The following is a 25,033-nucleotide window of genomic DNA, read 5'->3' on the forward strand; positions in this document are numbered from 1 at the left end:
TAAGCCTTTATCAACTACCTAACCGTATTAATTTGAAGCACACTTACCGAATACGGATCGAACGTTCTGGTGAACTTCTTGCTAAGCCCTTTTACAACCGATGTAACAGGAACTATTTTGTCCGGGTTATCAATCGTATTGGTATCCTCCGGTTTATCGCCTTTTATAACTACCAGCGTACCTTCAGTAGACAACTTAACCACTCCATTCAATTCAATATCTACCTGTTGCGGCTTTCCTGTAGCGTTTACCACCTTTAAAAATATCTTGCCTGTTTTTGTATCTTTTGTAGCTACATAAAACATGGCGGGTATAGGTTGTGGCATTTTATTAGCAGCGCTATCTCTTTTAGTTGCAGGCCTGGTTTGGGTTGGTATGTTAATGCCCGTTAAAGGGACAACCTTATTGCCTATATAATTGCTGAATAATTTCTGAACGTGATAAGATGGGGAACCAAAGCTCGTTAACGCATTATAGCCAATCAGGTCCGAGTCCCATTGCCATGCCTTTGGCGCGGTGGCGGTAGCTGTGTTTACATTTACGAACAGTGGTGCATAGCACGACAGGATAACCAGGTCTGAATTACGCTCCATGCCCGTCATCCATGCGGCATCGCCAAGGGCTGCATTCAGGTTAGTCGTCGGCGCGCCTTCCCTTGTTGCCCATTCGCCAACAAATACTTTAAAGCCCTTACGGTCGTAGTTATCATAATGGGCGGCGTCCTCCTCCATTTCCCATGCATTACGGTAATAATGCTCATCAACAATCTCCGGTTTACGTATAGTTAATTTACCTAATGTGCCCAGGTAATCCCTGCCGCCGATTGTTGCGATACATTTTAAGGCAGGATATTTGGCTTTGATAGCATCATTAAACTGCGCGAAACGCCCATCGTAGCTTCCTGATCTGTCGAAGCCATCTTCGTTGCCAATTTCTACGTATCGTAATTTAAACGGAGCGGGATGGCCATCGGCAGCGCGCTTTGCTCCCCAGTAGGTATGTATATCACCGGTAATATACTCAATTTCGTTTAGGGCATCCTCAATATATGGTTTCAATAAAGGGCCGGCATCTACATGGTCACCATCAAGCGAGTAACCCGCAAATACAGCAAGCAAGGGTTCCATCTTTATATCTTCGCACCATTCTAAAAACTCAAGTAATCCCATACCGTCGGTTGCGCGGTACCCCCACGAACCTTTATGGCCGGGCCGGTTTTCGAGCGGCCCTAGCGTAGTTTTCCATGGAAAAGCATCGGTCAACTTTGGTCCTTCGAGGAAATTACCGCCAGGAAACCTCAGAAAAGCGGGTTTCATATCGGCCATTAATTTCATAATATCAATCCTATTGCCGTTAGCGCGGTTGTTATAAGTTGGCGGGAACAGGGACACAAGGTTAAAATAATAAATGCCTTTCCTGTTGGTTGAGATTACAAAACGGGCATCTGCAGTAGGCTTTATATCTGATGCAGTGGTTAATTGCAATTCGTATTTTTTCCAAAAATTACTTTTAACCAGGGTAATAACCCCGGAAGCGTAAACGGTTTTACCGTCCCTGCTTTCTATACTCACGGTTATTGGGCCGGCCGTATTGTTATCGATAACAGGCGTGGTTGAAGCAGAACCATCCTGGCGGCGGCGCGGAGGCGTACTGCCCAGGCCTTTTATATAAAAAGAAGCTTTGTAAATAGTATTAGGCTTTACAGGAATACCCCAATAACCCTCGTTGGCAATTCCCGCCCTGCCCCCATCGGTTTCAACAACCAGTTTTAAGCAGGTGGTAAGCGAACTATTGATGGCATGCCCCCGTTGATCCATGGCAACCTTGTCTGGATCCGGCGCAACCAATTGGATTGACGGTTTACCGTCGCCTTCCTGCACAAGGCTCCAGGCCTCGGGCGTATTCGGGTTATCTTTAAACACCCGGTTCCTGATCAATTCGCCGTATAAGCCTCCATCGTAAGAATGGTTAATTTCTTCGGTCATCAGCCCATACAGTTGCTGACTAACAGTTACCCCGGGTTTGGTTAAATCGAGCGTTAATTTAGGGTTTTGCGCTACCAGGTTGGTGGTAACAAACAAAAATACGCACAAGCTTAAAATGGTGCATGGCTTCATCATAATTGGTTTTTTTGGTTTATTAAATGTGTTTTATACACTTAAATTGATTAGCAAACTTAACAGGATTTTTCAAATAAAAAACCGATTGTTTGAAATAATATAAAATATTGCTCATAAAACGATTATACGCTCAAAGCCTACGCACGTATTTCTTATGCTTATGACAATTAAGGACGTATTTTATATTCAAATCGCGTTAATGTGTTCAGCTATGCCGAATACATTGCAGAACAAACCCGAAACGATTTAAGCGCTAAAAACGAAAGATTCAGGACGTGATTACAACGCGTGTAACAAAACGATTACAAGTCGGAAACAGGTGCAATAATTAATTGTTCTTTATACAATTAATTATTGCAATTAAATCTCCGGTCGAGGTTCTTCAAAATAAAAAGCCCTGCAGACGTGCAGGGCTTTGCCCCTGAGGCCGGGCAGAATTCAAACCATTTGATAGCGCAATTGAAAGTCTTAAGCTTATTTGAAGTAGTCTAAGTGGGTTTCGAGTCTTCCATGGGCTCCCGAGAGCGTGTAAGCCTAAATTTGCAGGCGTTAGCATGCCTAAAAAAAACGGGGTCGCCGGTTACCATTGCCTAAAAAATCATCTTCCTAACATTTCCTTTATCATCGGTTATGGCAATTTCCCTTACGGCGCTATCTACCGAAATAAACCTCGCAGATTGTGACAGGAAGGAATTTCCATGGTAAAACTCCTGGCGGGTGATGCGCCCGTTCTTATCTGTTATCACGGCGCTTTTATCCTGCGGCAAAACATTTATAAGCCTATTTTTCTTGTTTAATTTAAACAGCCTTAAGGGCCCGGTATGTTCACTTGCCGCCAGTAAATAGCTATCGTTGTTACCGCGAAGTTTTACAAGCGCCTTACCATCTCCCGGAAGGTAAATGCCGCTTTGTAATATGCTTAGCGCACGAAAACCGCCTTTACCGTCGCCTTTCAGGAATAATCCGTTCAGGGCATCCGATTGCCCGATAGATACATCTGTTGAAAAATCATTTCCGTTAAGTACCAAATCGATATTCCCGTCTCCATCCAAATCATCGGCAACCATACCATTCAATACCGATACCTGTGCTTCTTCGGGCAATGGGATTACCGTAAACTTTCCATGGCCGTCGTTCCTGAAATAGCATGACCGCAGTTCTGTTGCTTTAAGCCGTAAAGCGCCCTTCAACTGCTCATCGGTAAACAGGCCTTGCAATGTTGCGTCGGCATAGCTGTGATAATCGGTAAATTTGGTCCTGAGGCTGATCATTTGCTTAAATGCATCATCGCGAACGTTTGCCGGGTACTCGCGCATAACGCCATCCTTCCCGGGGAGGTAAAGAGACGTGAAGGCATCAAACCTGTCGCGTTTATCAAAATCTTTAGCGGTGATGTAAACCGGTTGCTCGTTGCTGGCCTGGTAAAGGCTGTTGAGGCCGCTATTGCCTACAATGTAATCCATCCGCCCGGTATGCCTGAAATCGCCGGCCACGATGGAATTCCACCAGCCGGGGATGCCCGATACGCCAGTTGTTGAGGTGGCGTTTATAAACTTACCGCTGCTATATTTCATAAAGGTAAGCGGCATCCACTCGCCTGCCAGCAAAAGGTCGGTATTGCCATCGCCATCAAAATCTGTAAACAGCGCGTCGCAAACCAAACCAATGTCTTTCAATACCGGGGCAACTTCTGCGGTAACATCTGTGAATTTCACTTTTCCGTTCCCACTGTCATTCCTCAGGATAACGCTGCTGACGGGTTTAGGATATCGCCAGGGTTCCACACGGCCCGATACAAAAAGGTCCGGTTTGCCATCGTGGTTATAATCAAAAGCCCTTACGCAAAGCTTGCTGGTAAAATTCACAGGCAATGCATCCTGTTGCAACGTAAATTCGCCTTTGCCATTGTTGATATAGAACTTATCCTGATAATTGCCCGAATTTGGCTTTGCGGTATATCCGCCACGGGCAATATAAATATCCGGCGCGTTATCTCCGTTGGCATCAAATAAAAGCACGCCGCCATCCTGATAGAACCCGCCGTTCGGTGTATTGACCGATAATGGCCTTTGAATGAATTTTCCGTTTTTTTGCTGAAGCAGAATTTGTGCAGGTTCGGCAGAATTACCGCCGATAACAATGTCGTCGGTCCCATCGCCGTTTAGGTCACCGGCCGCTAAGGCCGGGCTGTAGCCGGATAGTTTATGCGGCAAAAGCTTTTGGATGTTGAAATCAACCTTGTCTGAATCTTTTTGCACATAGCTTATACCGCTTGCACTGGTTATATTGGTAAATATCGGCTTTACTGCTTTTGGTTGCCCGGCAGGGGTCAAGGCACCTTGCGCATCTTTAATGCTTACCGTTAACGTTTGGTTTGTTTTAATTTTTGTTATGGTTTGCTTAGCGCCGCTTGGCCATAACACTACGGCAGAATCGATTAAGCCGGTGCTGCCCAGCCCAAATTGCGCCATAGGCTGCATGCTGGATAAATACCCCCGGTATGGGTTATTCTCATATACCTGCGTGGCCCCTTTACCGTAGTAAATGCGCACTATGGAGCCAATGCCATTCAGGTTGTGCTCATCTCCCTTAAACTTAACGTTTAAAAAGTTAGCCGGAGGTTCATTCGAGGCTGTGTTCTGATATATAAAGGCCTCATCATTGATATTGTTGGTAATCAAATCCAGCTTCCCGTCGTTATTTAAATCGCAATAGATCGCACCATTTGAAAACGAAGGCGCGGTAAGTCCCCAATTGCTGCTTTCATCTGAAAATCGCAAGCCCTTGCCGTTTTTGAAAGCATAATTATGGATTTTAACCTCGGGTATCTGTTTGAGGATTTCTTGCTTGGAAGCGCTGAGATAAGGCTGAGACCGGTACACCATAAAGTCGTGATCCGTTACATCCCTGGGATAGCCATTCGTTACGATAATATCTTTGTAGCCATCGTTGTCGAAATCGGCAATCAAAGGTGTCCAGCTCCAATCTGTTTGGGCAACACCGCTCATAAAGCCAATCTCGCTGAACGCAGGGGCACCAACAGAATCCTGCTCAGCAATCCTGGGGCCCTGGTTTAGTTGCAGCGTATTGCGGGCGTATTGCAATTGGTAGCCATAATGATTAAAATTCTGGATGGTTTGATAACTGTTGGGCATCATCATCATCTTTTTGCGGTAGTTATCCGCCGGGTTCATATCCAGTTCAAATACGTCTGCTAAGCCATCGTTATTGATGTCCTGTATATCCTGCCCCATCGCGTTAAAGGAGGTATGCTTAAAGTACTCCTTCGATCTATCTGTAAAGGTGCCATCATGATTATTGATGTAAAGGATATTGCTCGAGAGGAAATCGTTGGTTACGTAAATATCTTTCCATCCATCCAGATTAATGTCGGCAATAGTAGCGCCGTGTCCATAGCCCTCTATGCTTATGCCTGCCGACTGAGAAACATCGGTGTACACGGCATGCTTAAGTGTCGCGTCCCAATCGTTCCTATATAAATGACCCATACTCCTGCCTGTGCCATCGCGGCTTACCGGCCTGAAACTATTGGGGTATTCTGAGGGTTCGGGCCTGTTCACGGTTAGGTACATGTCCAGATCGCCATCGTTATCGTAATCAAAAAAACTGGCCATGGTCGAATGCAACTGCATATCCAGGCCATACGCTTTCGCTTCGTCCTTAAAAACAGGGATGCCGGCTTTGTTAAGCCCCTTGTTTATATACAGCAGGTTTTGCCGTTTTTGCGGATCGCCGGATAGCGAATTGCAAACATAGATATCTGCCAGCCCATCGTTATTGATATCAATCACCGCAACTCCCCTGCCCCAACGGCCGGCCCCGGTAACCCCTGCCGGACTGGTAACATCCTCGAACTCAAAATCTCCTTTGTTGAGATAAAGTTTATTGGAAACCATGTTCCCTGTGAAATACAGATCGGGCAATCCGTCGTTGTTAAAATCGCCTACCCCAACTCCACCTCCGTTATAAATATAGGCGTTATCTATCGGGTTGATAGAATCATTCTCGGTTATCAGATTATTGAAATGGATGCCCGACTGTGAAGAGGAAACCTGACTGAACATCGCCGGTTTTTTTTTGCAGCCAACAAACACATAACAGCAAAGGAGGCAGAAGTAGATTTTTTTCATAAAAATGCGCTGATAACAAAAAAGCCGGAGGCCGTTTTGGCCCCCGGCTGTAATTTAATAAAACCAATTAATACCCCGGGTTCTGATGCCCGTTTATCTCCGGATTATTATCCAATTCTGCAGTAGGGATTGGCAATAACTCATCTCTGTTTGCTTTGAAATACGATAATGGATCGGTAGTGAAATAACCTTTTTTCCTCCATCTTACTATATCAACGTTCCTAACCTGCTCATCGGCCATTTCAACCATTTTTTCGTGCATGATGGCTTTTGTTACCTCTGCCTTAGAAGTAACAGGGAACTGTACGGTTGGATAAAGCGGCATTGCAACGCTTGGCCTGGCCCTTATCTGGTTTAGGTAGGCTATGGCAGCAGCGGTGTTACCCAGTTCGTTTTCGCACTCAGCAAGGTTTATCAATACTTCGGCATAACGTAAGATGCGCTGATTATTGCCACCCGGGTGGAACGATGCAGCAGGCAAACCTTCTTTATAAATAATCATAAATTTGCGGAACCCTACTTTTTTGGTTACACCATTCACTACAGACGTATTGTTATTTTGATCTGCTGCGGTTAACACAGATGCACCGTTATTGTATGAATCGCCGGTTTCATAAAACGAAAACTTATACCTCGGATCTGTTTTAGCAGCACCGGTAGCAGTGTTTTCAAATTCATTCAAAAGCCTATCCGACGGGATTAAATTCCTCCAGGCAATTGGGTTGTATTCCTGGTTCCTTACAGTCGATTGTGCTTCGGTAGGGCTATCGCCGCCCCAGTTAAAGCCGTTGTCGCCCTTGTCTACATACACCATTTCAAATATCGATTCTGAGTTGAACTCTGTTTCTTCTTCGAAGTTATCCAGGAAACGACTGGTTAAAGTATAACCATCGGCACCTGCAGTAGGTATTTTTAGCAGCGCAGCTTTCGCGCCGGCGTAGTCGCCATTTTGCATCAGCACACGGCCTAGTAAAGCATTGGCGGCAGCATTAGTAGCCCTGCCTTTGTCTGTACCCGATTTGCCCGGCAACACGGCTGCAGCATCCTGCAAGTCTTTGATGATTAATGCGTACACATCCGCCTCAGAAGACCTCGGCACAAAGCCGGTTGGGCTTTTAACGGTAGTGGTATAGATAGGTACGCCACCCCATTGGCTAACCAGGTCGAAATAAGCCCATGCGCGCAGGAATTTTGCTTCGCCTACTCTCCTGTCTCTTATTGCCAAATCGTCTGATACACCCGGGGCGTTATCTAAAACAATATTCGCCCTGAAAATAACCTGGAACCAGCCGTTCCAAACAGAATTCAATACGCTGTTTGTAGGGTCGAAAGTGCCGGCCAACATTTGTGCTCTTGGCACCTCCAACTGGCTTCCACCCGATGATACCTCATCGCTGCGAAGATCATGTATAAAGAACCACTCCCTGGATACCAGGTTAAGGCCCTGCGCAGCTTTATACACCGCGTTTACGCCTTTAGTAAGTTCGCCCGCGTTTTTATAGTATTGATCGGTAGTTACCGCGTTAACGTTACTCGTATCGAGGTCGCTTTTCTTGCAGGAGTAAGTGGTAGCCATCACCAAAAGTATGGTAGATGCAGACCAGATATAAAATTTTTTATTTTTCATAATTTATAAAATTATTAGTGAATACTGATTAAAAAGTTGCCTGAATACCGAACTGGAATGATCTTGGCTGTGGGTATTGCCCATAATCTATCCCGTTAGTCAGCGTTCCGTTTTTAGATCCCACTTCCGGGTCAAGGCCCGAATATTTGGTAAAGGTCAACAGGTTCTGCGATGACACGTACAACCTCAATCTGCTTAAGCTGTTGTTTGTTTTTGATTTAAGCCAGCTTGATGGTACGTTGTAACCGATTATGGCATTCTTTAAGCGTAGGTAAGACCCATCTTCAAGCCAGCGGGTAGATGGCCTTACGTTGCCATTCGGATCGCCCTTGGCGGCTCTCGGGATATCGGTATTTGTATTTGTTGGTGTCCACGCGTTCAAAACATTTACGCCGGAGTTGAACAAACGTGGCATACCTTCAAGGATAATCCTTTCGGCGTTGAATATTTTATTCCCCTGTACGCCCTGGAAAAAGATACTCAGATCGAAGTTTTTGTAACTGGCCGAATAGTTTAAAGAGTAGGTGAATTTAGGGAGGTAGCTGCCGATAAAAGTACGGTCGCCATCGTTTATGATATGGTCGCCATTGATATCTTTAAATTTGATATCGCCGGGTTTGGCGCCGGGTTGCGTGGCATGCGCGGTTACTTCGCCAGCGTTTTGGAAGATACCTTCTACCACATAGCCATAGAATGATTGAATAGACTGACCAGCGATAGTATTGGTAATAGGGCCACCGCCACCAAAATCCGCATCGCCGCCGGCAGTAATAGATGCATTCGGGCTGTTAAGCTCAAGCACCTTATTCCTTACCAAACTAAATAAACCGGTAACATCCCATTTAAAGTCCCCTTGATTTTGATGATACCCAACGGTAAGCTCAAAACCTTTATTTTCTAAGGATGCCACGTTTGCAACTGTTCCTGCACCACCAAAACCAAAGCTTAATGGTGTTGGTACGTTTATGATCAAGCGGTCCATTTTCCTTTTGTATAACTCAGCAGATACTGTTAGCTTGTTATTAAAAAGCCCCAGGTCTACACCGATGTTTGTTTGCTTGGTAGTTTCCCAGGCGAGCGAAAGATTGGTTAAGCCGTTGTAGAAAGAAGCGTTACCAAGATCAGAGAGCGATCCGCCGAAAGGATATGTTGCCTGGTTGCTTGATACCGGCTGCAAGTACGGGTATGGGCCTAACGCGGTACCGTTTACGCCGGTAACGCCATAACCACCACGTAACTTTAATTCTGTTATAGCGGTAACATCTTTAAGGAAGCTTTCCCTGTCTACTTTCCAGCCGGCAGAAACAGCAGGGAAATTTTGGTACTTGTGGCCGGGAGCCCAAACAGATAAACCATCACGGCGTATCGAACCGGAAATGAAGTACTTACTGTCAAAATCGTAAGCAAGCCTGCCAACCATCGAAACGAGCAAGGTTTTATCGGTGGTGTAGTTTGTAAACAGGTTGGTGGCACCATTCAATGATTTAACTGCATTGGTTGACTGGTTGCCGCTGGAAGACTGGTTGGTGTTATTTGTACCCTGGCTTTCATATACAGCAACGCCTGATACGTGATGCTTATCGAAAGTTTTATCGAAAGCAAGTTGCTGCGAATAAAGCGTTGTTGTGCCCGCTCCCCGGTTTTTATTAATTGTAGCGGTTGGAGAACTCAGTGTTCCGCCGTCGTTATATATCGGGGTGTACTGTTCGTTAAGGTTTGTACCGTAATCCAGGCCGTATGTAGAAGTAAATTTCAACCAATCGGTGAATTTCAAGGTCATGAACGCATTACCACGGATGTTGAAGCCGTTGTTATAGTTTTGGTTGATCAGTGCCGCCTCAACCGGGTTGGTAGGGTCAGAACCGTCGAAACTATTCAACGGCCCCTGGAAACCACCTGCGTTATTTGGGTTATAAACCGGGATATATGGCAACATCCTGATTACATTGGTTAACGCGGTACGGTTTCCGGCTGGTATATCAAAGCGCTGATGCGTAACCGAAGCGTTGAATGTTTCTCCGAAGGTTAAAAACGAGCGGATTTTATGGTCGGAGTTCATCCGGAAGTTTTTCCGGTTAAAATCCAATCCCTGTGCAATACCTTTTTGCGCAAAATAACCGGCAGATGTGTAAAAATGAGAGTTGTCATTACCACCGCTTATGGCAACAGAATGTTGCTGCAGCAATTGGTTGTTCCTAAAATACGCGTCTTGCCAATCGGTATTAGTTTGAGCAAACGTTTGAGAGGCACCTGCATAAATCGGCTGATTGAAATTCGCCGGTTCCAGTCTTGGCGGTACTGCCGATGGGGCATTCAGTGCCCGCTCATACTGCAGGTATTGGTCTGTATTTAACAGATCGAATCGTTTGGTTATGCTTTGCACGCCTACATACGAATCAAAATCTATTTGCACCTTTCCGCTGATACCCTTCTTAGTAGTCACAATAACTACACCGTTGGTAGCTCTCGAACCATAAATTGCTGCAGCACTGGCATCCTTCAATACTTCGAGCGACTGGATGTCTTTAGGGTCGATACCGCCAATACTACCGGGAAATCCGTCGACGATATAGAGCGGGTCTGAGCCGAAACTGATTGAGCTGTTACCGCGGATAGACACAATTGGCGCACTACCCGGCGAGCCATTATTGGTAACCGTAAGGCCAGCCACCCTGCCTTGCAAAGCCTGATCGATACCTGCCACCGGAAGTTGTGCAAGGGTTTTTCCACTTACAGAAGATATGGCACCTGTTACGGCCGCACGTTTCTGCGTTCCGTAACCAACCACTACCACTTCGTTAAGCGATTTGGTATCGGCTTTTAACTGAACGTTAATTACGGTTTGCCCGTTTATTGCAACCTCCGCTGACACATACCCGAGGAAACTAAAAACCAGGGTGCCGTTTCCGTCGGGAACTGTTATTTTATAGTTTCCGTTAAAGTCGGCAGCGGCCGCAATGGATGTGCCTTTTACCATTACGGTAGCACCCGGTACGCCAGCCCCGGCTTCATCGGTAACCTTACCTGTGATGGTAACCGCGCCGTAGGGGTTTACCACCCCATCGGCCAGTGTATTTTTGAAGTTAGCTGCTGATGCCGAAGCAAAAGCACCCTGTAGTGTAACAATACCAAACAATGTTATTAATAACGTTGCTCGTATGCAGTGATTAAGTAAAAATTTTCTTTTCATAATTTGGTTAAAATTTAAAATTGGATTTAGTGGAGAATGTTGGTTGTGCTTATTCATGCACTTCCGTTTCCGCGAATGATCTCCCCCGATCATTTCATTAATTCTAGTCAGTCCTTTTTTTCATTTTTCTAGGTGTTGTTTATGGTTAATTGGTTGAGATTGGTTTATTGTTTCGATAGTAATAAGGTGATAGTAGCTTAAGCTTGCAAAGCCAAATAACTACAGTTTACCTACCCGCGCCTGGTGTCGATTTGAAGGACAAAATAAAATGCAATCGATTGCATTTTTATCGCCAAAAAAAGGCGGCAGCAAGTCCGGCTTTACGTTTTGTTAATATTTGTTTAGTAATTGGTTAAGTGCCCTTCGCGGTGCTGTTGAACCTCGTTAGAGTAACAGTAAAATTACACCACGTTAAAAAAAACGGGTGCAATTTTTTGCCACATTTAAACAACGTTTGTTTAATTTTTGAGCAAAATGAACGTGATATGGCTGTCGGAACACACTGAAACCCAATGCTCCGTTTCCAGATACCGGCAATTTTCGTAACGTTGTCATTTAGCTTAAGTTTTGGGATGGTGCGCCGGGATTCCCGCTTCGCTAAAGCACACACGCCGCTATAACTTGTCGATAAATGCAGGAAAAACGCCATCGTTTGTTAGTTGTTGAAGACCACGAAGAATGGCGCGATTACCTTGTGGATTGTTTGCAGGATACTTATGAAGTAATTGAGGCAGCCGACGGGCAGGAAGGCTGGGAAAAAGTGCTTTCCTTCCGTCCGGATTTGATCATCATCGATGTTAAGCTTCCGCTGATAGACGGCATAAAATTAAGCGAGAAAATAAAGACTGATAAACGCACAAGGCACCTGCCCGTTATTTTATTAACCGCGCTCAGCAGCCACGATGACCAGTTAAGGGGCCTCAGTTCCGGCGCTAACGACTACCTTACCAAGCCGCTCAATTTCGATATATTGCGTGTTAAGATAAAAAATCTGCTGGCCGTTCATCATCTGCTAGAACAAAGCTATGGCAACCGTTTTACGGTAATCCCTGCCGCGGTTGATGTTAAAGCAAGTCATGAGCTATTTATGACCGGGGTAATACGTTTATGGAGGAGAATATCACCGGCGGCAATCTAAATGTCGCCAGCTTGAGCGCCCACCTCGGCACCAGCCGCATATCGCTTTATAACAGATTACTTGAACTTACAGGAAAAACTCCGATAGAATTGATCACATCATTTAAGCTGGATAAGGCCGCAGATCAGCTCGCCAATACCAGCACGGCTCTGGCGCAGGTAGCGCGCGAAACAGGATTCGCCACTCCTCATTATTTTTCGAAGATCTTTAAAGATAAGTTCGGGCTCCTGCCTTCCGAATACCGGCATGCACATCAGAAATCATGAACATCAAATCCGGATATCTGCGATTTGTCTGCTTATGCATCCTAAAAGCCTGCAGCTTGCTTATAAACAGCCTTATAGCCTAAAAGAGAAAGCATCTGTTCCCCGTAACGCCGGCCAATAATTCGGTATCCTTCCGCAGTGAAATGCAGCTTATCCGGATTTGCAGGGCAGCCACTTGAAGAAATCACATACGAATGTGGCACCAAAGCAGGTAGTGCGGCAATAAAAACATTCATACCCGCACATTTGCCGCCCTGATCGGCATTAACCAATTCGCCTGCCAGCAAGGGTACCCGCTTACTCTTCAAATGCAGATCGTGCAGCAAATTGGTATATATCCCCTTAACTTTTTGCGTCCAAAGCGTATCGTTCGGGTTCGACTCGCCCTGGTGAAGCAAAACGCCTTTTATCACTCCATATTTCTGCGCCAGCTTAGCCATTTCCACTAAATGTGCATACGGGTTGCCACCGTATTCATTAATCATGTTCAGCATCCAGGGCGGCGCTTTGGCTACATAAGTCTGGTAACTGTCTTTTTCGAATAATTCTATCCGGCAACCTGCCACAGAAACATTGATAATACCAATTCTTATTTTGGGCGGCAAATTAGCAACCAAAGTCCTGCCGAAATAATCGGCAGGCGTAAGGCCGGTATTGCAGCGCGCAAGGGGCGGCGCTGCAGGGTACCAATTGCCTTTTGTTCGCCCTAAGTTGGGGCAGTCTACGGTTTCAAATACCTGGAAACGCTGGTCAACAATGGTGTCCTGTGGTTCAATCCTCGCATTACCTTCCATATTAGATTGCCCAAAGCACAAAAAGATATAAAAGTTCTTATCCTGAGAAAAACTCTCCGATGCGATAAATAGGAATATGCCGGTGACGATAAATCGAAGTTGAACTTTCATCTAAGGCATGTTTATTTATTGTCCGGGTAAACGTACTTAGCGAAGTTGGCTACATCAACGGGTTTAAAAATTGACTGTGAAAACATATACAAGCCATTTTTCCAAACCTTAAAATCGTGCACACCAGGCTCTATGTAATAAACATGCGGAACGCCCTTTTCAATCAGGTAATCGTGCGTGCGCTTGCTGAATGCAAGCAATCCATCGCTTGCGCCGCAGGATATCCAAAGCAGTTTGAGTTGCTTTTTTGCAACTTCCGGGTTTGGCACCAAATCTTCGGGTTTCTTTGTGTTCGGCGCAGCCGAGAAAGCACCCACCCAGGCAAATTTATCCAGGTTGCCTAAACCAAAATTCAGCGATTGCCCTCCACCCATGGATAGGCCCGCAATGGCGCGGTGTTCCCTGTCTTTTAATACCGGGTATTTGCTTTCGATAAAAGGTATCAGGTCTGTAAGCAGGTCTTGCTCAAATGCCGCAAATGCGGCTACCTTATCGGGGGCCATTATATTGCCGGTCGCACGGTCGTCTTTCATTGCCCGGCCGTTTGGCAACACCACTATCATAGGCGTTAGCTTGCCCTCTTTGTACAGGTTATCCAGGATAACTTGCGGGGTACCGCCGTTGAGCCATTCTTTTTCGTCGCCGCCAATGCCGTGTAACAGGTACAGTACCGGGTATTTTATTTTCTTTGAGAAGCCTGGCGGCGTATAAACCAAGGCTTTACGGGTGCTGCCAACCGTTTTTGAATCATAGGCGATGGTGTCGATTTTCCCGTGAGGGATATCTGCCTGCGCAACATCGAAACCTGCCTGTGCCTGGTGGGCAATATCTTGCGCAAACACGCAAGTAGTAAACAGCAATGCTGCTATGGTGCAAAGCAACTGCTTAATTGGTAATGACTTCTTCATTTTGGTTTATAATTCTTGTGGTGGATGAATTTAGTTATGTTGTGGGGTTATCAGCTGGTATTTTCCGCTCAGGTGCATCAGGCTAAAGAGATATAACAGGCCATCATAATAAGGGTCGAAGTACCCATCTTCGTAAGGTTCGAGCTTAGCATTCCACAAAGCACGCACAAAATCGAGGCTCTTGCTATCCTTGTTCATTATCGAAGCAGAAGCAGAAGTAGCTACTAGGCCGAGGGAGTGCCTCAGCTTTTCAACGCTACCGGCTTTTAAAATAAACGCCGGGCGAGAACCATCGAGGTTGAATTGGTCCTCAAAAGAATCGATGCCTTTTGAACGCAGGAAGTTTTGAAGACGTACGGCATACTGCTGTTGCCAGGCTTTGTCTTTACCGAACCATACATAATCCATCGTGATGTTCATTGGAACCCGCCAGGAGTCGTACCTAAAACCGGGCGGCATCCAGGGTGTTGGATGGGGTTTGCCGCTAAATTCGGTATAGTCAGAATTCAGCGCGGTTACCGAATCGCAGGCCCGGTGGAAGAAAACGCGGGAAGTATCGGCACAATCCCTGTAAAATTGCTCATGCCCGTCTTTTGCGTACAATGCCCATGCTTCATAGAAAGCCGGGAGATGGTATGATGGGTCGGTCCAGTTGTAGTTTCGGCCCTCCGGAACAAAGGTGATCTGTTTATGTTCAGTATTAATTAAATTATAAATATTACCCGTGCCGTTTTTTTTCCACATGGCATCTAATATTCGGCGCGCCTCTTTGTAATAATCGATACCTGTATTATTCCCCCATTTGTTCGATGCGAATAAAAGGCTGGTTATGTAGTACAACTCGCCGTCGGACGCTGAGCCTTCCGAATTACGCTTCATGGTACCGGTGTTTATACTCCAGGCAAAGTATGCCTCCCTTGGCCCATCCTGGTGTTGTAGGTATTTTTTAGACCATCGCCATATCCGGTCGAACACATCCTTCTTATTCAACTGCACGGCAATCATCATTCCGTAGGAAAGGCCTTCTGTGCGGGCATCGTGGTTTTTAATATCGCTCACATAACCAAGCGTATCGCCCACTGTAAAAAAAACGCGGTTAGGGCCTTCAAATACGTCGTAATAAGCCTTGGCAACTTTCTTATCGATATCTGCCTGGCTGTAGCCCGCCTTGCGGAAAAGGTTTACATAAACGCTCTTTTTAACCGTAGCATTTTTTTTCTTATTTATCTGTTTTTTGTTTTGAGCGAAAACAGATGCAGGCATCAGCCCAATGAGTAACAATAAAACAATTACTTTCTTCATGTTATAGCTTCTATTTAGTTAGGAACCGGATACTTTTAACAAATGTTACCTTGGGCGTTCCGGCCGGGAATTTTATGAACAAATCATGTTGGCCGACAACCTTTCTTATGGCTTTGGTGAGTACGCTCCACTTACCCGGCGCCGTGGGTGTAAAGGGCAATTTGCCAAGCAGTGTGCCGCTTTGCAAATCATCCAGCCAAACTTCCAGGTAGCCTTTCGTCGCTGAATTGACTGTTAATGCAATTGCCGATGGAGATACTTCGCCCAGTTCTACGCCCGAAATCATGAACCATCCCCCACGGGCGGATGTATTTGTTACGGCCTCACCCCCAGAGGCGCCTACTATTGATACGCCGAAATAATTGCTATATCCCACGGTAGGCAGTGCAGACAATCCGTCTTTACAAATAAAGAAGTCGAAATCGGCTGGCTTTCCTTCGGCAAACAAGCCTACACTGGTACCTACCCACGAATTATAATTGGGCTGCACCTTATCAAGGCCCTCAGCACTCAGGGACTGGCCCAGCTTAGTCCACTTTTTGCCGTCGGCACTGTAAAAGGCTGTTAGCAGATGCTGTTCGCGCTGCAGTTTTAACCACACTACATCCCCAATCAAATTGGCAACGGAACGTGTTGCTGTGTCTAAGCTGAATACGATTTTTTTACCATTTGCGTATCCGGAGTATAGCCTCGCGATAACTTTTTGATTGCCATTGGTGAGATATAGCCCGGCCTTGCTGTTCGGCTCGAGCGCATTCAACGAAACTTTTGTTACCGCAGTATAAAAATGGTCGGTTTCCTTTTGCACCAAATGCGTGCGCACGGTATCCGGCGTAAGCCTTACCCAACCTTTTCTCGCGGTTAAAGAATACCTGCCGGATGCTTTTTTTGTTAAAAAATGCCACCAGGGCCCCAGTGTGTCCTTGTTGAAATAATCTGTCTTAACACTTCGCCATGGAATGCGTGATTTTGGCAACTGCGGGTTTACAATAGGTTGCGTTGTGGGTGCCATGCCCCAAGGGCGGTCGCCTTCCCATAGCACCGGGAACAGCGATGTTTGGCGGCCCATGCCCGACCAATCATCTCCCTGGTATTTCTCGTAACTTTGCCCTATCGTCCACCAGGAGCCATCGGCAAGTTGAAATGGTGCCGCGATGTGGTTGGGCCGACGGAAGCCTGCCTTCGGATCGGTAACGGGCTTAAAAAACTCACCCAGCCGTTCCCACCTGGTAGAATCTGCCGTTAACGCCGTGCCCCGCAGTACATACTGGCCGCCCGATACGTCGCCGGCGGGAAAGTAGTAATAATAGCCATTACGTTTGCTCATTACAGGGCCTTCTGCCCAGCTATATTGTAGCTTGGCGTTCACCCAGTCCATATTAATTACGGTATCGGCTAACTGGCCGTCTTTGCCGAGGGCTTGTATGCGGTTTACCTTCTGCCCGTCCTTTATCAGCATATAAGGCTTACCGTCATCGTCTACAAAAATTGAATTATCATAACCAAGGTTGCCCGTTGTTGGGTTAGACTTTACCTGAACCGGAGCCGACCAGGGGCCTGCCGGCGAATCGGCTTTACAGAACCATTGCCCGCCAGCGGAGAAATAAATCCAATAAGAGCCATAGAAGTACGTAATAGCCCCCTGCCATATCCCGCCAGACGGCCTATCGTTAACCCAGCCAGCCTTTGCTGCCGGTAAAACGCGCGCAATCACTTCCCAGTGCACCAAATCGGTAGAGTGATAAATAGGCAGGTACGGGTTAAAGTGAAATGTTGAGCCGCAATAATAAAAATCGTTGCCCACCTTAAGTAACGTAGGATCAGGATGGTCTCCCGGCAAAACAGGATTGACATAGGTTTTAACCGTCGAATAAAAAGATGAAGAATCTATAGCAGCGTTATGTTGCGCCAGCAATGCAGGGATGCCAATTATTTGCAAAATCATGCAGAAACAAACCGAGTACAAATACCTCATATCCAAAAGTTTAATATTAACAGTTAGGGCCAATAAAAAATTGCGCAAAACAGCACAGCCTGAACGCCGAATATTCTTTCAATCTATTACTGCATTATCAGAAATACTGCATAGTGCAAAAGCAAAACCGAGAAAATTACAAATAGCTGAACGGTTATAAATTAGCTTCGTAAGCCGGTTAAGATGACCTTGACCGCTTCAAAAGTATTTATACAGGGAAGGTTTAAATAACACTTTTTAACATGTTACTGCAAGAAATGTATAATCGACATTAAAATATGGAAATATCCACCTGCTGTATTCCAAATAGCTTGATTAAATGACTAAACGCGCACGGTTGAAGCATCGGATAAAGTGTCTTCTTTAAATACCATTTTACGGTATTCTGAAGGAAGTACATCGAACTTGTTTTTAAACGACTTTGAAAAATAGTGAGGCGTACCAAAACCCGCTTCATATGCAATTTGCGATACGGTCATGTCGCTCTTTAGTAGTAAAAAAGCAGCCCGATCGAGTTTGTACGACCTGATGAATTCCACAGGCGGCTGCCCGGTGAGCGCAAATATCTTATTGTAAAGCGCTCCTCTGCTCATGCCGAGGTGTTCGCTCAGATCCACTATAGAGAACTTGGGGTTGGTAAGATTTTTTTCGATGTAGTTGATTGCATTACTCAGGAATTTTTCGCCACTCGATTCTACTTCCACGCTCTCCGGCGTAACCTTAAGTTGCTTGCTATACGTATTTTTTAATATGCTATTTTGAGACAGTAGGTTTTTGATCTTCAGATTCAATATCTCGAAATTAAACGGCTTGGTAAGGTAATCGTTTGCGCCCGTTTCCAGCCCCAATAGCTGCTGCCTGTCGCCGGTAAGGGCAGTTAGCAAAATAACGGGGATTTGGCAGGTGCGCTTATCCGCCTTGATTTTACCGGTCAAGGTAATGCCGTCCATGTGGGGCATGCTTATATCACTTACAACCAGATCGGGATGGAACGAAAGCACCTTCTCCCACCCTTCTTTGCCGTCTGCAGCTTCGTCTACCTTAAAGCTCCTTTTTAAATTATCTTTAATATAGCTTCGCAATTCTGCATTATCTTCTATAATAAGTACCCGCAGTTTAGAGGTGGCATTGGCTTTAGTTTCTTCAATTGTTTCGTCGTTTTGCCCGTTAGCCATTGCCAATTCTTCCGCTGTGGCGACTGGCTCAGGCGCAGCAAGCTGATGATCAAACAATTTCAAATCAATCATTACTGTAAAAACAGTGCCATTACCCGGTTTACTATCTACCAATATCCTGCCGCCGTGCATTTCAGCGAATTCCTTAGCGATAGAAAGCCCTATACCGCTTCCTTGATTTAAGCTTCCCGACAGATTCTCCCCCTGGAAAAAACGGTTGAATATCTTAGTTAAATTCTCTTTTTCGATACCGATACCATTGTCAGTTACCTTTATAGCCAGCGAGGCTGTGGATTTCGCAACTTCTCGGGATATTTCCAATATTTCTACCCTTACTTTCCCTCCCGCAGGGGTAAACTTAAAGGCGTTTGAAAGCAAATTAAGCAGTATGCGTTCAATTTTATCGGCATCGAATTTTACAAACAAAGGATGTTGTAGTCCCTCGTAATGCAACTGTATGTCTTTTGATTCGGAAAGGTCATAAAACGAATCTACCACCTCTTTGATAAAGGACGATATCTCTCCATCGGCAAGATTCAGTTTCATTTCATGTTCTTCTATTTTCCTGAGATCCAGCATCTCATCCACCAGGTTGAGCAACCTGTGGCTATTCCGCTTAATAACCGCAAGCTGTTTGGTGGTTTGGCGATCATTATGATGGGCCAGCAATTTATCGGTTGGTGCGAGAATAAGCGAAATGGGGGTCCTGAATTCGTGGCTCAGATTGGTTACGAATTTTACTTTCATCATATCAACCCGGTGCATCTCCTCTGCCATTTTCCTTTCCTGCTCAACGGCCAATTTCATTTTTACCTTTTTAATGCCTAAATGCCTTATGAACAACAACGAGCCAAGGACAACTAAAAAATAGGTTATGTAAGCGTACCAGGTCATCCATACCGGGGCCAGTATGCTAACGTGTATGCTGGCCACTCCTTTGCTCCAAATGCCATTATTATTAGCGGCTTTCACCATAAAGGTGTACTCCCCCGGATTCAGGTTTGTAAAGTAGGCGGTGGTAGACGGCCCAACGTAGTTCCAATCGGTATTAAAGCCTACCAGTTTGTAAGCATAACTATTTTGCTCGGGTATGGTAAAATTAACGGCATTGTAACTTAAAGAGAAATCTTGCTTGTAACGTAGCGTGAGCTTGTTGGCAACGGAAATATCGGACGCTATAGGAGCATCCTTACCCGGCGTTACGACTTTATTATCAGCCTGCAGGCCCGTTAAAAAAACGGGCGGCGGATTTCTATTGAATTTAACGTCTTTTGCGGGGTCGATATAATTAAGGCCGCCACCGCCACCAAAAAACAACGAGCCATTTGAATGTTTTAAACCTGCCCCGTCGGAAAATGCCGCATTCTGCAACCCGTTATATTTTGAGTAATTGGTGATTTGCTTTAGGCCTGCGTTAAAATTTGATATCCCTTTATTGGTGCTTACCCAGATATTGCCATGGCTATCTTCTAAAATTTTATGGATAACGCCGCTTGCGAGGCCATTAGCAGTGGAATAGGACTTTAATTTACCGGTAGCTATGTTGTAGCAAAACAAGCCATCGCCGCTGGTACCTATCCACATATTGCCAAGGTGATCTTCCAATAAACTAAAAACCCTATCAATTGCCATACCTGTATTGGCAAAGCTGAGTGATTTGAATTTTTGCGTTTTCGGGTTGAGTATCGCAATTCCGGTTCCAACCGAGCCGATCCAAAGGTTTCCCTCCCTGTCTTCTTCAATTGCCCTGATATACCCATTTAAAGGAAGGCTTTTTTGATCTAAGGACCCGAAAGTGCCCTCGTATTTGCTAAAGGTTCCGGTCGCGGGATCGTACTTGTTCAAACCGTTGCCGTTAGTACCCACCCACATTTGGCCTTTGCTATCGTATTTCAAACAAAATATTTCGTTACTGCTGATATCGCTGGCTCCGCTACCGGCCTTCAGTTGCTTGTAGCTGCCGTTATTGGTGTTATAAACAAACAGACCGTTTTGGAAAGTACCGAGCCAAAGCTGCTCTTTACCATCGAGCGCCATACATAAAATTGGCAGGCCTGCCGAGTTTATTTTTTCTTTCGGCCTGATATCCACATGGCTGAACAATCGTGTTTTTGTATCAAAAACGTTAAGCCCGCCGCCATCTGTTCCCACGTAAATCTTGTCTTGTTTGCCTTCAACAAGCGATGTTACCACCGGGTTGCTTAAGCTTTTGGCATCGTAGCCATTATTTTGTTTCAGATCGAATAAGGTAAGGCTCCTGTCGTATTTGTTCACGCCCCCCTCATAGGTGCCCAGCCAGTAAATACCACAAGGGTCCAGGTATAGGCAGCGGATAGATTTGCTGTTTATGCTGAACACCTCGCGGTCATCGTGCTTAAAGCGTTGCACCATACCCGTGCGCATATCCATAATGTCCAGCCCGCCTTCTGTACCAATCCATAATTGGTTTGCATTTGCCGCGGCAATACTATATATCAGGTTGCCGCTTAAAGTCCTGTTGTCAGAAGGGCTGTAGTTAAAACTCTTACACGCCTTTAGGTCTGCTGAGAAGCAGGTTACGCCCTTAAACGTGCCCACCCAAATCCTGCCGTCGGCAGATTGTGTAACGGTATTTACCCTATCCGATCCGATACTGTTTACATTGTTTTTGTCGTGTATAAAAGTTTTGAAACTTCCGGTAGCGGGGTTAAACAAGTGAAGCCCGGTTGACGTTCCTATCCACATTCTGCGCTGACGGTCTTCAAACAAACACATTATATTCTCCGGCGCCTGCTGGCCGCCGTGTCGTTCTGCGGGGAAAAACCTGCGGGTTGTTTTTGCAGCAGTATCCAATATAGTGATACCATCAATTTTGCCAAGCCATAACTTCCCGTTATAGTCCCCGCAAATTGTCCTGATGTATTGATTTGGATTGGTAACGCCGCCTTGCCTGCCCAGTCCCGGGTAGGAGGCAAACCGATCGTTCGGTTTGTCATAAAAATAAAGTCCGCCGCCTACGGTACCAACCCAGATCCTACCCAGCCGATCTTTATACATAGAGGCAGCTTCGTTTGCCTGCACACTTGCCTGGCCTCCGTTATGAAAACCATAAACCTTTATGTCTTTGCCGTTATATCTGTCTACGCCTTCGGGTGTCGCAAACCACATGTACCCGTCATCATCTTTTAGTATTGCGTTTACTGTGTTTGATGATAGCCCATCGCGCGATGTTATTGCCGTAAATTTTATATCCTGAGCAAGGGTACTCCCTGCACAGGCAAATACAATAATCACTACAACACATAGCTGAAATAGCAGCAACGGGTTGGCCTTCCGGCTCGAAAACAGCTGAAAATAATGCATTTCTCTCTCAAATTTATCAGGCCTATGTATAAGCAGCAACATCAAAGTGCATGTGCAAGATGCCGTTTAAGCGTAACACAAAAAAGCTTTTGATGAAGCTGTTACCAAAACATCAATTAGGAAAACGAGTGGTTTATAATTGTTGAAATTACAATAATTTTATAAAAAATATAAATAAATCTCCGTAAGCCGAACCAGCAAAAAACAGTTCTAACCGGTGTGTAATTCATGCCACTTACAGCAAGCCTATAAAATGTGCCTGACCATACAGGGCTTACATTTGGCACTGCCGGATTCGGCTATTATGCTTTTGGCCGGCGCACAAAAAAGTGCAGATAAAAGCCTGCATAATAACTTTTTCCGCATTCAAAATTTCACCCAGTCAATTTCAGCTGAATTGACACCGGTAAGCACAACAAATAAATCGTGTTTGCCGGCTATAGCTTTCAACAAGGTAGCTTTCATTGTGTTCCATTGGTTGCTGTTCGTAATATTTACACGTGCAACCGGTTTTCCTTCCAGTTTATCCAGGCGTATTTCTATTGCGCTGCCTGCGGCTGACCTGGCCATGATGGATACATTCTTCGGTTTTTTATCAAAATCAACCGCATTATAACGAACCCAGGCACCTTTTTGGCTTAAAACCGTTTTCCAGCCATTGAACCGTTTTACCGTATCAATAAAATCAACGGCGGCCCCGGTGCTGCTCATGTCAGAATACCTGTCTATTTCTATCTTTTGGTTTGCAGAGGAAACCCCAATGCCCCGCAGCGTAGGGATCACTTTACGGATGGTTCCGTCTTCGTTAAAAAACAGGCTGTCGGCCCTGATGGCCCTGGCCTTATCGAAATTGGGCGACAACTGGTTATCGTGGTAAAACAGGTACCATTGATTTTTAAACGGAACGATAGATTGATGGTTTGTCCAACACCCGGAGGCCGACTCATCCATAATTACGCCGGTGAATTTGAACGGGCCCATGGGGCTATCGCCGGTTGCGTACTCCAGTCGTTCCGTTTTATTCTCCACATGCGGATAGGTAAGGTAATAAATACCCTTGCGTTCGAACAGGAAGGGCCCTTCTTTAAGCCCCTTATCCGGCAGATTGGCTATTATTTGCGGGGCAGAGTCCAGCTCAACCATGTTTTCTTTCAGTTTAGCCATGTATATATTACCCTGAGCCCAATACAAGTAGGCCTGACCGCTTTTATCGATAAAAACATTCGGGTCGATGCCGTTCACACCCGCTATGGGATCAGGCAATGGCGTAAACGGACCATAAGGCGTGTTTGACGTAGCTACGCCTATTTTAAAACCCCTGCTGTTTGCTTTTGCCGCCGGCGGGGCCGGAAAATAAAAGTAATATTTCCCGTTCCTGAATATGCAATCCGGTGCCCACATGCTATAGGCTGTCGAATCTGCCCAGGGCACTGTCTTCTGGGAAAGAATTTTACCATGATCGGTCCAATCGACAAGGTTCGATGACGAAAACACATGATAATCTTCCATGCAAAACCAAGCCAGGCGGCCGTGGCCGGGTGTGGCCAAAATATCGTGCGATGGGTATATATATACTTTCCCTTCAAACACCCTTGCTGTTGGATCGGCACTGTACTGATTTCTAATCAACGGGTTTTGCGCAGCAGCGTAACTGATCAAAACAGTTAAGAAACTCAGCAGCGTCCACCTTTTTGTATAAAACTTCATCACTTATATTTTATTGATCCTAAAATTAAATATACCCTGATTGTTGCTCCGGTACCCCCTATTGAAACAATAAGGGTGCAAAATGATACAGGTTGTTGCGCCATACCGGCCAGGTATGCCCGCCTGGATATTCATAATAGGTGTAGTTTATGTTGAGTTCTTTAAATTTGGCAAGCATTAACTGGCAATTGTTGTAAGCGATATCCTGCTTGCCGCCCATAGCTATCCAAAAAGCTTTCAGATTCTTATTAATCGTTGGCTGATTTTTCTTCATGAAGTCGTACTGCGCGCCGGCAATATCATTTTGCATGGGTAATATCCAGCCCGAACTGAATACGCCCAGGTAAGCGAACATGTCATTATTTTTGATGCCGGTGTATAAGGTGTTCAGGCCGCCCATAGAAAGGCCTGCAAGTGCCCTGCTCCCAGGGTCAGTTTTTGTACGGTAATTTTTTTCGATAAACGGGATAATCGATCCTTTTATCTCCTGTTCAACCGTAAGCAGGTAATCTTCTGAGAACCCGGAAACGCTGAAGTTGGCATCGGGCATTACCACCAACATGGGTTTTGCACGCTTATCGGCTATCAAATTATCCAGTATCACATCTGTCTTACCCTGGTTTGCCCAGCCGCGTTCATCCTCTCCGCCCCCATGCAAAATATAAAGTACGGGGAACTTTTCCTTTGTATTTGCATCGTAGCCGGGCGGCGTATAAATATAAACCTGTCGCCAGGCCTTTGCCGTTACCGAATAGTATTTGCGGATATGCATATCGCCATGCGGCACGTCTCTGTCTTCATAGTAGCCTCCCTGTGCAAATGGAATTTCGATACCGCTGGCCATGCGGCCCATGCCATAAAAAGATTCACTCGCCGGATCGGCAACGGCCACGCCATCAATCAGCAAAGAATAATAATGAAAGCCTTCACCTATCGAGTCGGTGGTTGCTGTCCAAAAACCGCTGCTGTCTTTCTGCATATCGTACTTTCTACCCAGATCCACTTGCAACCGCTTCGCATCCGGTGCCTTTACACGGAATACCACCCGATGATCGGGCAATATCAAGGGGTACTTTGCCTGCCTGATATTTGTGCTTGCGGGTGTGCCGTTCTGCGCGCAGGCCGTATAGCCGGCCAAAACCAGTAAGCAAACGAAATAGAATATCTTCATGATTGTGGGTTTATGGTGTTGATGTAGTTGATATAATTGTATGCGTGAAATAGGTA

The 25,033-nt window shown here is 45.6% G+C and carries 13 protein-coding genes; 2 read left to right on the plus strand and 11 right to left on the minus strand.

Features of this window, described 5'->3' with window-relative positions; genetic code table 11:
* Window positions 1-14: 14 nt before the first annotated feature.
* The 4 genes from AC1DXC_RS16235 to AC1DXC_RS16250 form a co-directional block, all read right to left on the minus strand.
* Window positions 15-2,120: an alpha-L-arabinofuranosidase C-terminal domain-containing protein gene (locus AC1DXC_RS16235; RefSeq protein WP_477460209.1), complete on the minus strand. Its 2,106-nt coding sequence runs from the start codon at window positions 2,118-2,120 to the stop codon at window positions 15-17.
* A 590-nt stretch (window positions 2,121-2,710) separates the two neighbouring features.
* Window positions 2,711-6,271 carry a VCBS repeat-containing protein gene (locus tag AC1DXC_RS16240; protein ID WP_477460210.1) on the minus strand — a complete coding sequence of 1,187 codons (3,561 nt, stop codon included), beginning with the start codon at window positions 6,269-6,271 and terminating at the stop codon, window positions 2,711-2,713.
* Between the two features lie 67 nt (window positions 6,272-6,338).
* Complete coding sequence (locus tag AC1DXC_RS16245) at window positions 6,339-7,898, minus strand: RagB/SusD family nutrient uptake outer membrane protein (RefSeq protein WP_477460211.1); 1,560 nt, start codon at window positions 7,896-7,898, stop codon at window positions 6,339-6,341.
* A gap of 28 nt (window positions 7,899-7,926) precedes the next feature.
* Window positions 7,927-11,034 (minus strand): SusC/RagA family TonB-linked outer membrane protein, encoded by a 3,108-nt coding sequence (locus tag AC1DXC_RS16250; protein WP_477460212.1) that lies wholly within the window; start codon window positions 11,032-11,034, stop codon window positions 7,927-7,929.
* 685 nt (window positions 11,035-11,719) lie between these two features.
* Between AC1DXC_RS16250 and AC1DXC_RS16255 the strand changes: the two genes are divergently transcribed.
* Complete coding sequence (locus tag AC1DXC_RS16255) at window positions 11,720-12,226, plus strand: response regulator (protein WP_477460213.1); 507 nt, start codon at window positions 11,720-11,722, stop codon at window positions 12,224-12,226.
* Entirely contained in the window at window positions 12,196-12,492 is a 297-nt protein-coding gene (locus AC1DXC_RS16260) for a helix-turn-helix transcriptional regulator (RefSeq protein WP_477460214.1), read from the plus strand. Before AC1DXC_RS16255 ends, AC1DXC_RS16260 begins: the two co-directional genes overlap by 31 nt.
* A 41-nt stretch (window positions 12,493-12,533) precedes the next feature.
* Here AC1DXC_RS16260 and AC1DXC_RS16265 read toward each other — a convergent pair whose 3' ends face one another.
* The 7 genes from AC1DXC_RS16265 to AC1DXC_RS16295 all read right to left on the minus strand — a co-directional run bounded on the left by AC1DXC_RS16265 (window position 12,534) and on the right by AC1DXC_RS16295 (window position 24,977).
* A complete protein-coding gene (locus AC1DXC_RS16265; RefSeq protein ID WP_477460215.1) occupies window positions 12,534-13,397 on the minus strand; it encodes a sialate O-acetylesterase in 864 nt (287 codons plus the stop codon).
* An 11-nt stretch (window positions 13,398-13,408) separates the two neighbouring features.
* Window positions 13,409-14,305 (minus strand): alpha/beta hydrolase, encoded by an 897-nt coding sequence (locus AC1DXC_RS16270; RefSeq protein ID WP_477460216.1) that lies wholly within the window; start codon window positions 14,303-14,305, stop codon window positions 13,409-13,411.
* A 30-nt stretch (window positions 14,306-14,335) separates the two neighbouring features.
* Window positions 14,336-15,607 carry a family 8 glycosyl hydrolase gene (locus tag AC1DXC_RS16275; RefSeq protein WP_477460217.1) on the minus strand — a complete coding sequence of 424 codons (1,272 nt, stop codon included), beginning with the start codon at window positions 15,605-15,607 and terminating at the stop codon, window positions 14,336-14,338.
* Window positions 15,608-15,617: 10 nt separating this feature from the next.
* Entirely contained in the window at window positions 15,618-17,582 is a 1,965-nt protein-coding gene (locus AC1DXC_RS16280; RefSeq protein WP_477460218.1) for a family 43 glycosylhydrolase, read from the minus strand.
* A 323-nt stretch (window positions 17,583-17,905) separates the two neighbouring features.
* The gene (locus tag AC1DXC_RS16285; RefSeq protein WP_477460219.1) at window positions 17,906-22,099 is read right to left on the minus strand and encodes a hybrid sensor histidine kinase/response regulator transcription factor; all 4,194 of its coding nucleotides are present in this window, start codon (window positions 22,097-22,099) and stop codon (window positions 17,906-17,908) included.
* A 366-nt stretch (window positions 22,100-22,465) separates the two neighbouring features.
* On the minus strand, window positions 22,466-23,806 hold the full coding sequence (locus AC1DXC_RS16290; RefSeq protein ID WP_477460220.1) for a family 43 glycosylhydrolase: 1,341 nt from the start codon (window positions 23,804-23,806) through the stop codon (window positions 22,466-22,468).
* A gap of 58 nt (window positions 23,807-23,864) precedes the next feature.
* The gene (locus AC1DXC_RS16295) at window positions 23,865-24,977 is read right to left on the minus strand and encodes an alpha/beta hydrolase-fold protein (RefSeq protein WP_477460221.1); all 1,113 of its coding nucleotides are present in this window, start codon (window positions 24,975-24,977) and stop codon (window positions 23,865-23,867) included.
* Window positions 24,978-25,033 lie beyond the last annotated feature (56 nt).

The organism is Mucilaginibacter sp. P2_D11, from assembly GCF_056404435.1.

What these genes read in the sequence shown, in the direction of transcription:
- AC1DXC_RS16265 (WP_477460215.1), bottom strand. Translation starts at nt 13,397, where the DNA reads ATGAAAGTTCAACTTCGATTTATCGTCACCGGCATATTCCTATTTATC.
- AC1DXC_RS16290 (WP_477460220.1), bottom strand. Translation starts at nt 23,806, where the DNA reads ATGAAGTTTTATACAAAAAGGTGGACGCTGCTGAGTTTCTTAACTGTT.
- AC1DXC_RS16240 (WP_477460210.1), bottom strand. Translation starts at nt 6,271, where the DNA reads ATGAAAAAAATCTACTTCTGCCTCCTTTGCTGTTATGTGTTTGTTGGC.
- AC1DXC_RS16275 (WP_477460217.1), bottom strand. Translation starts at nt 15,607, where the DNA reads ATGAAGAAAGTAATTGTTTTATTGTTACTCATTGGGCTGATGCCTGCA.
- AC1DXC_RS16260 (WP_477460214.1), top strand. Translation starts at nt 12,196, where the DNA reads ATGGAGGAGAATATCACCGGCGGCAATCTAAATGTCGCCAGCTTGAGC.
- AC1DXC_RS16295 (WP_477460221.1), bottom strand. Translation starts at nt 24,977, where the DNA reads ATGAAGATATTCTATTTCGTTTGCTTACTGGTTTTGGCCGGCTATACG.
- AC1DXC_RS16280 (WP_477460218.1), bottom strand. Translation starts at nt 17,582, where the DNA reads ATGAGGTATTTGTACTCGGTTTGTTTCTGCATGATTTTGCAAATAATT.
- AC1DXC_RS16285 (WP_477460219.1), bottom strand. Translation starts at nt 22,099, where the DNA reads ATGCATTATTTTCAGCTGTTTTCGAGCCGGAAGGCCAACCCGTTGCTG.
- AC1DXC_RS16255 (WP_477460213.1), top strand. Translation starts at nt 11,720, where the DNA reads ATGCAGGAAAAACGCCATCGTTTGTTAGTTGTTGAAGACCACGAAGAA.
- AC1DXC_RS16245 (WP_477460211.1), bottom strand. Translation starts at nt 7,898, where the DNA reads ATGAAAAATAAAAAATTTTATATCTGGTCTGCATCTACCATACTTTTG.
- AC1DXC_RS16235 (WP_477460209.1), bottom strand. Translation starts at nt 2,120, where the DNA reads ATGATGAAGCCATGCACCATTTTAAGCTTGTGCGTATTTTTGTTTGTT.
- AC1DXC_RS16270 (WP_477460216.1), bottom strand. Translation starts at nt 14,305, where the DNA reads ATGAAGAAGTCATTACCAATTAAGCAGTTGCTTTGCACCATAGCAGCA.